Genomic DNA, 13,538 nt, shown 5'->3' on the forward strand with positions numbered 1-13,538 from the left:
AAACCAGCGCCGGAAGAGGCGCTTCGGTCAGGTTTGAAGGAGCCTTCCCTTGCGCCGGATCACCAGGATTGCCACCGTGGGCGTCATGTCCGCGGCACTCGCGCTAAGCGTCACGGCGTGTGGCGAGTCTTCCTCCTCGAGTAGCAGTTCCGACTCCAAGGCCGACAAAACGGCTATCGCCTACGACATCGGTGGCCGCGGCGACCAGTCGTTCAACGACGCCGCGTACGCGGGCCTGGCCCGGGCCGAGAAGGACCTCGGTGTCAAGGGCACCGAGGCCGAGCCGTCGGACGGTGAAGCGGACGCCGACAAGGTGCAGCGCCTCACCGCACTGGCGCGCGCCGGCAACAACCCGGTGATCGGTGTCGGCTTCGCCTACGCCCCCGCCATCAAGAAGGTCGCGCCGAAGTTCCCGAAGATCACCTTCGGCATCATCGACGACGCCTCCGTGACCGGCGAGAACATCGCCAACATCGTCTTCAACGAGGAGCAGGGCTCCTACCTCGCGGGCGTCGCTGCCGCCAAGGTCACCAAGACCAAGACGGTCGGCTTCATCGGTGGTGTCGAGACCCCGCTGATCAAGAAGTTCCAGGCGGGCTTCGAGCAGGGCGTCAAGGAGACCGACCCCTCGGTCAAGGTCGTCCCGCAGTACCTGACGCAGCCGCCGAACTTCGACGGCTTCTCCAAGCCGGACCTCGGCAAGGCCGCAGCCCAGGGCCAGCTCGACAAGGGCGCCGACGTGGTCTACTCGGCAGCCGGTCTCGCCGGGTCCGGTGCGATCGAGGCCGTCTCCAAGGCCGGCAAGTGGAACATCGGCGTCGACTCCGACCAGTACAAGCAGGCGGGTCTGGCCGACTACAAGGAGTCGATCCTGACCTCGGTCACCAAGGACGTCGAGGACTCCGTCTTCAACCTGATCAAGTCCGTCCAGGACGGCAAGCCGCAGTCCGGTGAGGTCCGCTACGGCCTCGACAAGGACGGCGTCGGCCTGGCCATGTCCAACCCGGCCTTCACCAAGATGACCGATGTCATCGCCGCCGTGGACAAGGCGAAGAAGGAAATCATCGACGGCAAGATCACCGTCAAGACCGCCCCGTAACGATCCCGGTCGTCACGCTGGTTTCCCGTGGGCCCGGAGCGCGCACCGTCGTCGCCGCTCCGGGCCCGTGGGGTGCTCATCGAGGAAGTTGTGCCCTTCGCGGTGTCCTGCCCGCACAGGTCCGGAACCAGGTGTTCGGACCGTGCCGTGCGCCTACGCTTTACGATTCGGCAGCGCTACGCGTGTAGACGGTCCTCCGGCGCGATAACTTCACCCCGCCCCCTGCCCCTGTGCTCCCGCTCCTGTCCGGCCAAGGAGAGTGCGTCATCAACGCGTCCAGCAGTCCCCCTGCCGTAGAACTGCACGGCATCACCAAGCGCTTCCCCGGCGTCGTGGCCAACCACGACATCGGCATCACCGTACGCAAGGGAACGGTCCACGCCCTCGTCGGTGAGAACGGCGCCGGTAAGTCCACCCTGATGAAGATCCTCTACGGCATGCAGAAGCCGGACGAGGGCACCATCGCCGTGGACGGCGAGCAGGTCTCGTTCGGTAACCCCGGTGACGCCATCGCGCGCGGAATCGGCATGGTCCACCAGCACTTCATGCTCGCCGACAACTTCACCGTCCTGGAGAACGTCGTCCTGGGCGGCGAGAAGCTGCACGGTATCGGCTCCGCCGCACGCAAGAAGATCAAGGAGATCTCCGACGCGTACGGTCTGGGGGTCAGGCCCGACGCACTCGTCGAGGACCTCGGCGTCGCCGACCGTCAGCGTGTGGAGATCCTCAAGGTCCTCTACCGCGGCGCCCGCATCCTGATCCTGGACGAGCCGACCGCGGTGCTGGTCCCGCAGGAGGTCGACGCGCTCTTCGCGAACCTCCGCGAACTCAAGGCCGAGGGCCTCACCGTCATCTTCATCTCGCACAAGCTCGGCGAGGTCCTCTCCGTCGCGGACGAGATCACAGTGATCCGACGCGGCACGACGGTGGGCACCGCCGACCCCGCGAACACCACCTCCAAGCAGCTCGCCGAGCTGATGGTCGGCAGCGAACTCCCCTCGCCGGAGACCCGCGAGTCGACGGTGACGGACGTGCCGATGCTGCACGTCGAAGGGCTCACCCTCAGCGTGACGGACCCTGACGGGGCCGTGCGTGACGTCCTGTCCGATGTGGGCTTCACGATCCACAAGGGCGAGGTCCTGGGAATCGCGGGCGTCGAGGGCAACGGGCAGACCGAACTGATCGAGACGCTCGTCGGCATGCGGAACCCGGACAGCGGGGTCATCACGCTGGACACCGACGACATCTCGCGCACCCCCACGCGCAAGAGGCGTGAGGGCGGCATCGGCTACATCCCCGAGGACCGCCACCGCCACGGGGTGCTGCTGGACTCCCCGCTCTGGGAGAACCGCATCCTCGGCCACGTCACCGAGAAGCCCAACAGCAAGGGCTGGCTGCTGGACCCGAAGGCCGCACGCGCCGACACGGAGCGGATCGTGCGTGAGTACGACGTCCGCACCCCGGGCATCGAGGTCACCGCGGCCTCCCTCTCCGGCGGCAACCAGCAGAAGCTGATCGTCGGCCGCGAGATGAGCCACAACCCGAAGCTCCTGATCGCCGCCCACCCCACCCGCGGGGTGGACGTCGGCGCACAGGCGCAGATCTGGGACCAGATCCGCGCTGCGCGCCGCGAAGGGCTGGCGGTGCTGCTGATCTCGGCGGACCTGGATGAGCTCATCGGGCTCTCCGACACTCTGCGTGTCATGTTCCGCGGGCAGCTGGTCGCTGACGCCGACCCCGCCACCATCACACCCGAGGAACTGGGCTCGGCCATGACCGGTGCCGCCGCCGGTCACCTCGAAGCAGCACCGGAGGACGAGGCCTGATGAGGAAATTCGACAAGGACCGGTTGATCCTGGGCTTCGCCGGCCCGGTACTCGCCCTGGTCGTGGCCTTCGTGCTCAGCACCCTGGTGCTGCTCGTCTCGGACCGCGACCCCTTCGAGCTGTACCGCCTGCTGTTCGAGCAGGTGTCGTACAGCGACGTACAGGTCCTGATCATCAACCAGGCCGGGACGTACTACCTCGCCGCTCTCGCCGTCGCGGTCGGCTTCCGCATGAACCTCTTCAACATCGGTGTCGACGGGCAGTACCGGCTCGCGGCGATGATGGCAGCCCTCGTCGGCGCCAGCGTCAGCCTCCCCGGGCCGCTCCAGATCGCGCTGATCGTCGTCGTGGCGATGCTCGTGGGCGCCTTCTGGGCCGGCATCGCCGGCATCCTCAAGACCACGCGCGGCGTGAGCGAGGTCGTCTCGACGATCATGCTCAACTCCATCTCGACCTCCCTGATCGCCTGGCTGATCCTGCCGAAGAACTTCGGTGAGCAGGCTGCGGGATCCAACAACCTCACGACGGGCGACATCCCGGAATCCGGCTGGTTCCCGGGCCTCGCCCTGAGCCCCGACGCCGGAGAGATCTACGGTTTCACCTTCGTCGCCGTCGGCTGCGGTCTCGTCTACTGGCTCGTTCTGAACCGCACCCGCTTCGGCTTCGATCTCCGTGCCACCGGCGCCAGTGAGAGCGCCGCCCAGGCCTCCGGTGTGGACGCCAAGAAGATGATCCTCACCTCGATGCTGATCTCCGGTGCGATCGCGGGTCTCGTCGGGATGCCGACGCTGCTGGGAGACACCCACACCTACAGCCTCGACTTCCCCGTCGGCCTCGGCTTCACCGGCATCACCATCGCCCTGCTCGGCCGCAACCACCCGGTGGGCATCGCGCTCAGCGCGCTGCTCATCGCGTTCCTGGACAAGGCGTCGTCCCCTCTCGACCAGTTCGGCTTCGAGAAGGAGATCGCCACGATCATGCAAGGCCTGATCGTGATCTCGGTCGTCGTCAGTTACGAACTCGTCCGGCGCTACGGGACCCGCCGCCAGCAGCAGAAGGTCGGCGAGGAACTCGCCGCCGGCCACGCCCTCACCACCGAGAAGGAGGCGGCCCTGTGAGCACCAGCAAAGTCTCCGCCGCACGCGTCGCCGCCCCGAAGGGCGGCGGGCGGCGCAAGCTGTCCCTGCCCGTGGTCCTCCTGATCATCGCCGGTGCGCTCGCCCTCGTCTCGCTGGTGCGACTCATCAGCGGCGCCGACGACGTGACCTCCGTGGGCCAGGTGAGCGGCGCCCTCGAACTCGCGGTCCCGATCGGCCTGGCGGGTCTCGGCGGCCTCTGGGCCGAGCGGGCCGGTGTCGTCAACATCGGCCTCGAGGGCATGATGATCCTGGGCACGTGGTTCGGCGCCTGGGCCGGTTTCCAGTGGGGCCCGTGGGTGGGCGTCCTCTTCGGCATCATCGGTGGCGCGCTCGGCGGGCTGCTCCACGCGATCATCACCGTCACCTTCGGCGTGAACCACATCGTCTCCGGTGTGGCCATCAACATCCTCGCCGTCGGCGTCACCCGCTACCTCTCCAACTTCACCTTCGCCGACGAGCCCGGCGGATCCTCCAAGCAGTCCCCGCGCCTCGAGGAGATCGACAAGATCACCATCCCAGGGCTCTCGGACTGGATGCAGGACCTGCAACAACACCACTGGTTCTTCGTGTCCGACCTCGCCGGCATCGTCGGAGGCCTGGTCACCGGACTGTCGTGGCTCACCGTCGTCGCCCTGCTGCTCATCCCCGCCACCTGGTACGTGCTGTGGCGCACGGCCTTCGGCCTGCGACTCCGCTCCTGCGGTGAGAGCCCGGTGGCGGCCGAGACCCTCGGCGTGAACGTCTACAAGTACAAGTACATCGCCGTGACGATCTCCGGCGGTCTGGCCGGACTCGGTGGTGCGTTCCTGGCCATCGTCGCCACCAGCATCTACCAGGAGGGCCAGACGGGCGGCCGCGGTTACATCGGTCTCGCCGCGATGATCTTCGGTAACTGGATGCCGGGCGGCATGGCGCTGGGCGCGGGGCTCTTCGGCTTCACCGACAGCCTCAAGCTCCGCGGTGGCGCGGAGAACGTCCACGCGATGCTGCTGCTCCTGGCGATCCTCCTGGTGATCGTCGTCTTCTGGCAGCTGTACCGGAAGAAGTACGTGAGCGCGGTGATCTCGGCGGTCATCTCCGGCGTGCTGTTCACCTGGTACGGCCTCACCGACCAGGTCCCGAGCCAGTTCGTGGACGCCGCGCCGTACGTCACGACACTGCTGGTGCTCGCCCTGTCCGCGCAGCGGTTGCGCATGCCCAAGGCGGACGGCATGCCGTACCGCAAGGGCGAGGGCAAGTGACGGCTCCCTCGTCCGTCGACTGGGACGCGCTCCGCGAGGCCGCCCGGGACGCGATGTCCCGGGCGTACGCCCCGTATTCGGGCTTCCCGGTCGGTGTGGCCGCCCTCGTCGACGACGGCCGCATGATCACCGGATGCAACGTCGAGAACGCCTCGTACGGCATCAGCCTGTGCGCCGAGTGCGGGCTGGTCTCGCAGCTGGCCGCCACGGGCGGCGGCCGGCTGACCCACTTCACCTGTGTGGACGGCACGGGCGCCGCGCTCGTGCCGTGCGGGCGGTGCCGGCAGCTGCTGTACGAGTTCGGGGGGCCCGGCCTCGTCCTGGAGACGCCGGACGGCCTCCGTACGCTCGACGAGATGCTGCCGCAGGCCTTCGGTCCGCAGCACCTGGGGTAGTGCCCCGCCGCCGTTCCGTTCACCCCCGGCGGGCCCGACCGGCCCACCGGGGGAACGCGGCGGCGGAACGTTCCCTCTCTATGCGCGTAGAGTCAGCAGGGCTCTCGCCCACCCCTCCGGCCGGAAGGACCCCCATCCCATGGACGCCATCTCCGTCATCCGCACCAAGCGGGACCGAGGCGAGCTCAGCCCCGAGCAGATCGACTGGGTCATCGACGCGTACACCCGCGGCGAGGTCGCCGACGAGCAGATGTCCGCACTGGCCATGGCGATCCTGCTCAACGGCATGAACCGCACCGAGATCGCCCGCTGGACCGCCGCGATGATCGCCTCCGGCGAGCGGATGGACTTCGGGGCGCTCTCCCGCCCCACCACGGACAAGCACTCCACCGGCGGCGTCGGCGACAAGATCACCCTGCCGCTCGCCCCGCTGGTCGCGGCCTGTGGCGCCGCCGTGCCTCAGCTCAGCGGCCGGGGCCTCGGCCACACCGGCGGGACCCTCGACAAGCTGGAGTCCATCCCCGGCTGGCGCGCCCACCTCTCCAACGCGGAGATGCTGGACGTCCTGGACACCACCGGCGCGGTGATCTGCGCGGCCGGCGACGGGCTCGCCCCCGCCGACAAGAAGCTGTACGCGCTGCGCGACGTCACCGGCACCGTCGAGGCGATCCCGCTGATCGCCAGCTCGATCATGTCCAAGAAGATCGCCGAGGGAACCGGGGCGCTCGTCCTGGACGTCAAGGTCGGCACCGGCGCCTTCATGAAGACGATCGAGGACGCCCGCGAACTGGCCTCCACCATGGTCGCGCTGGGCACCGACAGCGGCGTACGCACGGTGGCGCTGCTCACCGACATGGCGACGCCGCTCGGCCTGACGGCGGGCAACGCCCTGGAGGTACGCGAGTCCGTCGAGGTCCTCGCCGGTGGCGGCCCCCGAGACGTGATCGACCTGACCCTCGCCCTCGCCCGCGAGATGCTCGACGCCGCCGGACTCAAGGACGCCGACCCGGAGAAGGCCCTGGCCGACGGCTCCGCCATGGACGTCTGGCGCCGCATGATCTCCGCCCAGGGCGGCGACCCGGACGCCGAACTCCCCGTCGCCCGCGAGCAGCACGTGATCAGCGCCCCGTCCTCGGGCGTGCTGACCCGCCTCGACGCCTACGACGTCGGCGTCGCCGCCTGGCGCCTCGGTGCGGGCCGCGCGCGCAAGGAGGACCCGGTGCAGGCGGGCGCGGGCGTCGAGCTGCACGCCAAGCCGGGAGACACGGTGGCCGAGGGCCAGCCGCTGCTGACCCTGCACACGGACACCCCCGAGAAGTTCGAGTACGCGCTGAAGGCCCTGCCCGGCTCGTACGACATCGCACCTGCCGGGACGCCCTTCACCGCCACGCCGGTGGTGCGGGAACGTATCGCCTGACCTGCGGCTTTCCCTTTCGGGTGAACGGGACCGGTGGACCACCACCGGTCCCGTTCGGCATGCTGGGATCGGTGACGCACCGATAAGAGGAGACCGCCATGAGCGCACTCACCGTCGATCCTGGGCCGGGCCACGGTCAGGACTGGGACGACCTCGTCCGGATCTGGGAGGAGACGGACGCACCCGAGGGCTGCAAGGTGGAGATCATCGAGGGGATCGTCACCGTGTCGCCACCGCCGTCCAAGGACCACAACACCACTGCGGAGCTGCTGCAGCGCAGGCTCTACACCGTCATCCCGGCGGACTGGGGGATCTACCAGACGCTCGGCGTCTCCGTGCCCGGACGGGCCGGGCTGTACATCCCCGACCTCGTCGTCCTGCCCCGCGCGGTCGCGTCCGGGCCCGGCAACCGCGTACCGGCGGAAGAGGTCCGGCTGGTCGTCGAGATCACCTCACCGGCCAACGCCAACCACGACCGCATCGGCAAGGCGCACGGGTACGCGAAGGCAGGCGTGGAGCTGTTCCTGCTGCTCGACCCCTGGCACACCGGGCGCCCGACCGCGACCCTGTACGGGGAGCCGAGCGACGGCACCTACCGGGTCCTGGAAGCGGTCGAGTACGGCGAGACGCTGACGCTGCCGAAGCCGTTCGGGCTGGACCTGGACACCGGGGCATTCCCTGTCAGCTGAGTCACAGGTGCGCGGGCGCCGATGAGTTTCGGGCATCCCGCCGGTCTCCCTGGTGTGGATGCCATGACTCCGAACGCCCTCGTCCTCACCGGCCGGGTCACCCGCGCCGATGTGCCGGGCCTCTGCGCCCGGCTGGAGGCGCTGCTCAGCGGCCCCTCAGCGGTCGCCGTGGTGGACTGCGACGTGGGCGGTGTCGTGCGCCCGGACCTGGCCCTGGTCGAGGCCCTCGCCCGGCTGGGGCTCGTCGCACGTCGCGCCGGGGGCGTCGAGCTGCGGCTGCGTAACGTCCCGGCCGAACTCGGGGCGCTGCTCGACCTGGTGGGGCTCGGTGACGTGGTGGGCAACGTCCGGGCGGTCCCGGAGTGACCCGTGTTCAGCGGGCCACAGCGGTGTCGCGGGCCACGCTGTAGCTGCAGTCGACCAGCTCCGCACGTCCTTCCGCGTACTCCTCCGGAATGTCCTTCAGCGACGGCACCGGGACCGCCGACGGCGTCGGTGCCGGCCACCGCGTCGGGCATGCCCCCTCCGGCTGCGGACCCGGCTCGGTGGTGTCGGCCGGAACCCAGGCGGCACGGCCCGGGCCAGGGCCCGCCGTGGCGGCCGGCTCGCCCAGCCACAGCGTCGCCGCCCAGCCACCCGCCACCAACAGGGCCCAGACGATCACCACAGGACGTCTCACAGTCACGCGGCGTCGTCCAGGTGGTCCGGCAGTCCGAACAGCGGGAACCAGCGCGGGGTGTCCAGGAAGCAGTGCATCCCGGTGATGGCACCGTCCGAGATGTCGATGACCTGCACCGCCCACGGGACGAACCCCGGCCCCTCCGGATTCGGCTTGTAGTGCGCGAAGGCCGGCGACCCGTTGGCCTCGGTCGCCACCAGCCGGGAACCCGCGCAGCTCGCGCCGATGCTGAGCATGAAGCCGGTGATGTCGTCGTGGCCCTGGAGCCAGAGGTCGAACGGCGGCATGGTCATCACGGCGTCCTCATGGAGCAGCGCCGTCAGCGCCGCCATGTCGTACCCCTCGAACGCCGCCACATAGCGGTCCAGCAGCTTGCGCTGCTCGTCGTCCAGCGGATTCGCGGGGTCCGGTGCCGTGGTCTCCGTGTCCGACAGCGTGGCCCGGGCGCGCTGCAGGGCGCTGTTGACCGAGGCGACCGAGGTGTCGAGCAGCTCGGCGACCTCGCTCGCCTTCCACGCCAGGACCTCGCGGAGGATCAGCACCGCACGCTGCTTGGGCGGCAGATGCTGGAGCGCGGCGACGAACGCGAGGCGCACCGACTCACGGGCCACGGCCGCCTCCGCCGGGTCGGCCACCGAGGGCAGGATGCGGCCGTCCGGCATCGGCTCCAGCCAGGTGTTCTCCGGGAGCGGGTTCAGCGCGGCCTGGGCCAGTGGTGTCGGGCCGGTCAGATCCACCGGCCTGGCCCGCTTGTTGCCCGCGTTCAGCATGTCCAGGCAGACGTTCGTCGCGATGCGGTACAGCCAGGAGCGAAGGGAGGAACGGCCCTCGAACTTGTCGAAGTTACGCCAGGCACGCACCAGCGTGTCCTGGACCGCGTCCTCCGCCTCGAAGGCCGAGCCGAGCATCCGGTAGCAGTAACCCGTCAGCTCGACCCGGTGTCCCTCCAGGCGGCTGTCGATATCCGCTGTCGCCGTCTGATCACTCATCGCTTCACCCCTGTTGCGCTGTGACACCGCTCACTCAGCACTGTGGAAGCTACCGCAGGGCACTGACAACCGGGGTGGGAAGTGTGGAAACCGCTGCTCAGGTGCCGGGCTTGCGTCCGTAGACGAAGACGTCGTCGCCGTTCTTCAGCAGCTTCCAGTATGACTTCGCGTCCGCCGGGCGCATGTTGACGCAGCCCGCCGACCCAGGGTTGTTGTACATGGACTTGGTGACCGAGTGGAACGCCTGCCCGCCGTCGAAGAACTGGGCGTACGGCATACGGACGTCGTAGAGCGTCGACCAGTGGTCGATGTTGCGCCAGTAGATCTTCTTGGCACCGGTCCGGGTCTCGTCGCCGTTGCGGCCCGTGCGCACCGGAACCGGACCGAACTTCAGCTTGGCCCCGTCCTGGATCCAGCTCAGCTGCCTGGTCAGGTCCACGCAGGCGATGCGCCCCTTGTTCGTGGGGCACTTCTTCGCCTTGTTCGGGGTCTTGCCCGCCGCCTTCTGGGCGGTGATCGTCTTCATCGTGCGCCAGGTGACCGGCCCCGCGTACCCGATGTTCGGGGTGATGCCCTTGGCGGTCTGGAACGAGCGGATCGCCTGGCAGTCGGCCGTCGACTGCCGTCCGTCGGCCGTCCGCCCCAGCCACTTCTCGACCTGCTTCTGGTACGGCCCGGTGGAGGCCGTGCAGGACGCCGCCTGGGCGGACGTACCCGTGCCCAGGACCAGGGCCGGCGCGGCCACCAGCCCGGCGACGGACAGGACGGCCCCGCGCCGCACCCGTACGCCGCGTATGTTCCCCATGATCGTCATGTACGCCTGCTCCCCTTCGCGTTCGCCCGCGGTGTGTGACTCCGCTTGTTGGACGTGCGTCGGGGAGCTGCGGTTGTGCCGGGAAGGTCTCAGTTGTGCACCGGTGCCGGGGTCGCGGCGCGGAGCCGCTCGGTCCGGGCCGCGCGGCTCCCGAACAGGGTGATCGACAGGACGCCGAGGACCGCCAGGACGCCCAGCAGGACCGTCCCGGCCCAGCCTCCGGCGTGGAAGGCGACGGCACCGAGCGTTCCGCCCGCGCTGGAGCCCAGGTAGTACGCGGACTGGTAGAGCGCCGACGCCTGGGCGCGGCCCGTGGTCGCCGTACGGCTCACCGAGGACGAGGCGACCGCGTGCCCCGCGAAGAAGCCTGCCGTGATCAGGACGAGGCCGGCCAGGACGGCGGCCAGCTGGTCGGCCAGGGAGACCAGCAGACCCGCGGCCGTCGTGGAGACGGCGAGGTAGAGCGCGCCCCGGCGGCCCAGCCGGGCGACCAGCCGGCCCGCGGCGGCGGAGGAGACCGTACCGACGAGGTAGACGAGGAAGATCGACCCGACGATGCCCTGCGGGAGGCTGAAGGGCTCCTCGACGAGCCGGTAGCCGATCACGGTGTACACCGCGCCGAACACCGTCATGAACAGGGCGCCGATCGCGTACAGCCGGCGCAGCAGCGGGTCGGAGAGGTGGCCGGTGACGGTCTTCGCCAGGGCCTTCGGGTTGAGCGAGGCGGGGCTGAAGTGCCGGGCCTTGGGGATCAAGAAGTGGAAGACCACCGCGCAGGCCACGGCGAGCAGCCCGATCGCGCCGAGCGCCACCCGCCAGCCCCACAGCTGGGCGACCCAGCCGGCGAGGATGCGGCCGCTCATGCCGCCGATGCTGTTGCCCGCCACGAACAGTCCGATCGCGGCCACCAGTGCCTTGGGCCGCACCTCCTCGGCCAGGTAGGCCATCGCGGAGGCGGGCAGCCCCGCCAGGGCGGCGCCCTGGATCGCGCGCAGCGCGATCAGCCAGCCGAGCGACGGGGCGAAGGGCACGAGCAGCCCGATCACCACGGCGACCGACAGGGAGGCCGTCATCATCTGGCGCCGCCCGAAGCGCTCGGAGAGCGCGCTCAGCGGCAGGACGCAGAGGGCCAGGGCACCCGTCGCCGCGGAGACCGTCCAGCTCGCCTGGCCCGCCGTCGCGCCGAAGGACGCGGAGACGGCGGGCAGCAGGGCCTGGGTGGAGTAGAGGAGGGCGAAGGTCGCGATCCCCGCCGCGAAGAGCGCGAAGCTCATCCGGCGATAGCCGGGGCCACCGGGAGCGAGGCGGTCCGGGACGGTCGGGGAGACGGCGCCGGGGGATGACGGAACGGCGGCGCCCAGCACGATGGTGGACGCCCCGGTACTGGCAGGAGGCATGCATCGAACGTAGACCGCGCGGTTTCATGCGTCCAATGCATGAAACCCTCATAATCGTTCCCATGGCGCATCAATACAGCTCACAGCCGCGGCTGTCACCGAGCAGTTACGAAGAAGACATCCGGGCCGTGCTCGCGCCACGTCTCGCGTACTTCGAGGCGGTGGCCCGCCACGAGCACGTCACCCGTGCCGCTCACGAGCTCGGCGTCCCGCAGTCGACGCTGTCGCGGGCCATGGTGAGGCTGGAACAGGACCTGGGCGTCGCCCTGTTCGCCCGCAAGGGCCGAACCGTCTCGCTCACCCCCGCGGGCCGCACCTTCCTCGGCTCCGCCGAACGCGCGCTGGCGGAGGTGGAGAAGGCCGCCGACTCGGTGCGCGCCGACGCCGACCCCACGGCGGGCAAGGTCGCCTTCGGCTTCCTCCACACCATGGGCTCCGAGACGGTGCCCGCCCTGATCCGCGCCTTCCGCGCCGACCACCCCCGGGTCCGCTTCCAGCTCGTCCAGAACTACGGGGAGGCGATGATCGACCGCCTGCGGGCGGGCGGCCTGGACCTCTGCCTCACCTCGCCCGTCCCCGACGCCCCGGACCTCGTCGCCATGCGCCTGGACGAGCAGCGGCTCCGCCTGGTCGTCCCCGACGACCACCGGCTGGCGGGGCGCCGGCGCATCCGCCTCGCCGAGGCCGCCGACGAAACGTTCGTCACCCTGGAACCCGGCTACGGGCTGCGGCGGATCACGGACGACCTCTGCGCCGAGGCGGGCTTCACCCCGCGCGTCGCGTTCGAGGGCGAGGAGGCGGAGACCCTGCGCGGCCTGGTCGCGGCCGGGCTCGGGGTGGCGCTGCTGCCGCCGCCCGCCGTCGCCCGGCCCGGCGTGGTCGAGCTGACGGTGACGGCGCCGCGCGCGGCCCGCGAGATCGGGGTCGCCTGGCTGGACGGTCACCCCGACACGCCGCCGGTGGCAGCCTTCAAGCGCTTCCTGCTGTCACGGCGGGGGAGCCTGCTGCCGGACTGAGGGCGGTACGCGGTCCGCGGTGCGTCAGTGCCTGAGCGACCGCCCGAACCCCGCCGCGAGCGGCATCCGCAGCCCCAGCGGCGGGGGAGCGGCGAAGGCGTCGGCGACCGGGCGCGCGTACGACCGGGCGAAGAGCGAGCCCCGTACGAAGTCCGAAGCCAGCGCCATCACTTCGGACCGGTGCTGGCGCAGGGCGTGCCCGTCCGAGTGGACCTCGAAGCGGCAGGTGTCCCGGTTGGCCTTCTTGGCCCGCTCGGCCAGCCGGTAGGACAGCTCGGGATTCGTCCGGGCGTCGTTCGTGCCGTGGACGATCAGCACCCGGCGACCCGCCAGGTGTTTCACCGGTTCGGGTTCCGGATCCGTGTGCTCCGGCAGCCAGGGGGCCATCGCCAGCACGGAGTTGACGGCCGTGTGCCCGGCGCCGCGCAGCGCGGCCCGGCCTCCCATGCCGTGCCCCACGAGGCACACGGGGATGTCGCCGTAGCGGCGTACGACCTCGTCGGCCGCCCAGTGGGCGTCGGCCGCCGGATCCGCGTCGGCGTTCCACCCCCGGGTGCGGTAGCGCACCACGTGCACCGCCAGTCCGTCGTCCTGGCCGGCGCGGGCCAGCGTCCGGGCGAACGGCAGCTGTGCCGCGTACGAGAAGGTGGACGGACGGCGCCGTGAATCGGTCTCGCCGTCCGGGAGCAGCAGGACCACGCCGCTGACCTCGGGTGCTGCTCCGGCCGTGAGGACGGCCCGTCCCAACCTGGCGGCAGGCAGGGGAAGTGCGCGCTGTGCCATGACAGAACAGTGTCAGAAGGGCAGGTGTATTCCACCTGGCTTCGCGGTCACTGT

14 protein-coding genes are annotated in these 13,538 nt (G+C 70.2%); 9 read left to right on the top strand and 5 right to left on the bottom strand.

The window, feature by feature from the left end; translation table 11 throughout:
* Positions 1–49 precede the first annotated feature (49 nt).
* The 8 genes from ACIQM3_RS03145 (at position 50) to ACIQM3_RS03180 (ending at position 8,172) form a co-directional block, all read left to right on the top strand.
* Entirely contained in the window at positions 50–1,099 is a 1,050-nt protein-coding gene (locus ACIQM3_RS03145) for a BMP family protein (RefSeq protein WP_393767233.1), read from the top strand.
* Between the two features lie 242 nt (positions 1,100–1,341).
* The gene (locus ACIQM3_RS03150) at positions 1,342–2,925 is read left to right on the top strand and encodes an ABC transporter ATP-binding protein (protein ID WP_401515052.1); all 1,584 of its coding nucleotides are present in this window, start codon (positions 1,342–1,344) and stop codon (positions 2,923–2,925) included.
* On the top strand, positions 2,925–4,043 hold the full coding sequence (locus ACIQM3_RS03155; protein ID WP_401513353.1) for an ABC transporter permease: 1,119 nt from the start codon (positions 2,925–2,927) through the stop codon (positions 4,041–4,043). The genes ACIQM3_RS03150 and ACIQM3_RS03155 overlap by 1 nt, the downstream gene beginning before the upstream one ends.
* Positions 4,040–5,305, top strand: coding sequence for an ABC transporter permease (locus ACIQM3_RS03160; RefSeq protein WP_401513355.1), 1,266 nt, complete (start codon positions 4,040–4,042; stop codon positions 5,303–5,305). The genes ACIQM3_RS03155 and ACIQM3_RS03160 overlap by 4 nt, the downstream gene beginning before the upstream one ends.
* A complete protein-coding gene (locus ACIQM3_RS03165; RefSeq protein ID WP_401618005.1) occupies positions 5,302–5,700 on the top strand; it encodes a cytidine deaminase in 399 nt (132 codons plus the stop codon). The genes ACIQM3_RS03160 and ACIQM3_RS03165 overlap by 4 nt, the downstream gene beginning before the upstream one ends.
* Positions 5,701–5,839: 139 nt before the next feature.
* The gene (locus ACIQM3_RS03170) at positions 5,840–7,117 is read left to right on the top strand and encodes a thymidine phosphorylase (protein ID WP_401618008.1); all 1,278 of its coding nucleotides are present in this window, start codon (positions 5,840–5,842) and stop codon (positions 7,115–7,117) included.
* A 98-nt stretch (positions 7,118–7,215) separates the two neighbouring features.
* The gene (locus ACIQM3_RS03175) at positions 7,216–7,806 is read left to right on the top strand and encodes a Uma2 family endonuclease (protein ID WP_401618011.1); all 591 of its coding nucleotides are present in this window, start codon (positions 7,216–7,218) and stop codon (positions 7,804–7,806) included.
* 21 nt (positions 7,807–7,827) lie between these two features.
* Positions 7,828–8,172 carry an STAS domain-containing protein gene (locus ACIQM3_RS03180; RefSeq protein WP_401618014.1) on the top strand — a complete coding sequence of 115 codons (345 nt, stop codon included), beginning with the start codon at positions 7,828–7,830 and terminating at the stop codon, positions 8,170–8,172.
* 7 nt (positions 8,173–8,179) lie between these two features.
* Here ACIQM3_RS03180 and ACIQM3_RS03185 read toward each other — a convergent pair whose 3' ends face one another.
* From ACIQM3_RS03185 to ACIQM3_RS03200, 4 genes are all read right to left on the bottom strand, one after another.
* Complete coding sequence (locus tag ACIQM3_RS03185) at positions 8,180–8,491, bottom strand: hypothetical protein (protein ID WP_401618016.1); 312 nt, start codon at positions 8,489–8,491, stop codon at positions 8,180–8,182.
* The gene (locus ACIQM3_RS03190) at positions 8,488–9,501 is read right to left on the bottom strand and encodes a sigma-70 family RNA polymerase sigma factor (RefSeq protein WP_401513364.1); all 1,014 of its coding nucleotides are present in this window, start codon (positions 9,499–9,501) and stop codon (positions 8,488–8,490) included. The genes ACIQM3_RS03185 and ACIQM3_RS03190 overlap by 4 nt, the downstream gene beginning before the upstream one ends.
* A 70-nt stretch (positions 9,502–9,571) precedes the next feature.
* On the bottom strand, positions 9,572–10,279 hold the full coding sequence (locus ACIQM3_RS03195; protein WP_401619961.1) for a L,D-transpeptidase family protein: 708 nt from the start codon (positions 10,277–10,279) through the stop codon (positions 9,572–9,574).
* A 98-nt stretch (positions 10,280–10,377) separates the two neighbouring features.
* Positions 10,378–11,685 (bottom strand): MFS transporter, encoded by a 1,308-nt coding sequence (locus tag ACIQM3_RS03200; RefSeq protein ID WP_401618019.1) that lies wholly within the window; start codon positions 11,683–11,685, stop codon positions 10,378–10,380.
* Positions 11,686–11,747: 62 nt separating this feature from the next.
* Between ACIQM3_RS03200 and ACIQM3_RS03205 the strand changes: the two genes are divergently transcribed.
* Positions 11,748–12,701: a LysR family transcriptional regulator gene (locus ACIQM3_RS03205; protein WP_401618022.1), complete on the top strand. Its 954-nt coding sequence runs from the start codon at positions 11,748–11,750 to the stop codon at positions 12,699–12,701.
* Between the two features lie 24 nt (positions 12,702–12,725).
* Here ACIQM3_RS03205 and ACIQM3_RS03210 read toward each other — a convergent pair whose 3' ends face one another.
* Complete coding sequence (locus tag ACIQM3_RS03210) at positions 12,726–13,484, bottom strand: alpha/beta hydrolase (RefSeq protein WP_401618025.1); 759 nt, start codon at positions 13,482–13,484, stop codon at positions 12,726–12,728.
* Between the last annotated feature and the right edge of the window lie 54 nt (positions 13,485–13,538).

This window comes from Streptomyces sp. NPDC091271 (assembly GCF_044757505.1).
Classification (GTDB): domain Bacteria; phylum Actinomycetota; class Actinomycetes; order Streptomycetales; family Streptomycetaceae; genus Streptomyces.

Bases quoted from the DNA above. Each gene is read 5' to 3' on its own strand.
- ACIQM3_RS03155 (WP_401513353.1), top strand. From the start codon at position 2,925: ATGAGGAAATTCGACAAGGACCGGTTGATCCTGGGCTTCGCCGGCCCG.
- ACIQM3_RS03210 (WP_401618025.1), bottom strand. From the start codon at position 13,484: ATGGCACAGCGCGCACTTCCCCTGCCTGCCGCCAGGTTGGGACGGGCC.
- ACIQM3_RS03195 (WP_401619961.1), bottom strand. From the start codon at position 10,279: ATGGGGAACATACGCGGCGTACGGGTGCGGCGCGGGGCCGTCCTGTCC.
- ACIQM3_RS03175 (WP_401618011.1), top strand. From the start codon at position 7,216: ATGAGCGCACTCACCGTCGATCCTGGGCCGGGCCACGGTCAGGACTGG.
- ACIQM3_RS03170 (WP_401618008.1), top strand. From the start codon at position 5,840: ATGGACGCCATCTCCGTCATCCGCACCAAGCGGGACCGAGGCGAGCTC.
- ACIQM3_RS03180 (WP_401618014.1), top strand. From the start codon at position 7,828: ATGAGTTTCGGGCATCCCGCCGGTCTCCCTGGTGTGGATGCCATGACT.
- ACIQM3_RS03200 (WP_401618019.1), bottom strand. From the start codon at position 11,685: ATGCCTCCTGCCAGTACCGGGGCGTCCACCATCGTGCTGGGCGCCGCC.
- ACIQM3_RS03205 (WP_401618022.1), top strand. From the start codon at position 11,748: ATGGCGCATCAATACAGCTCACAGCCGCGGCTGTCACCGAGCAGTTAC.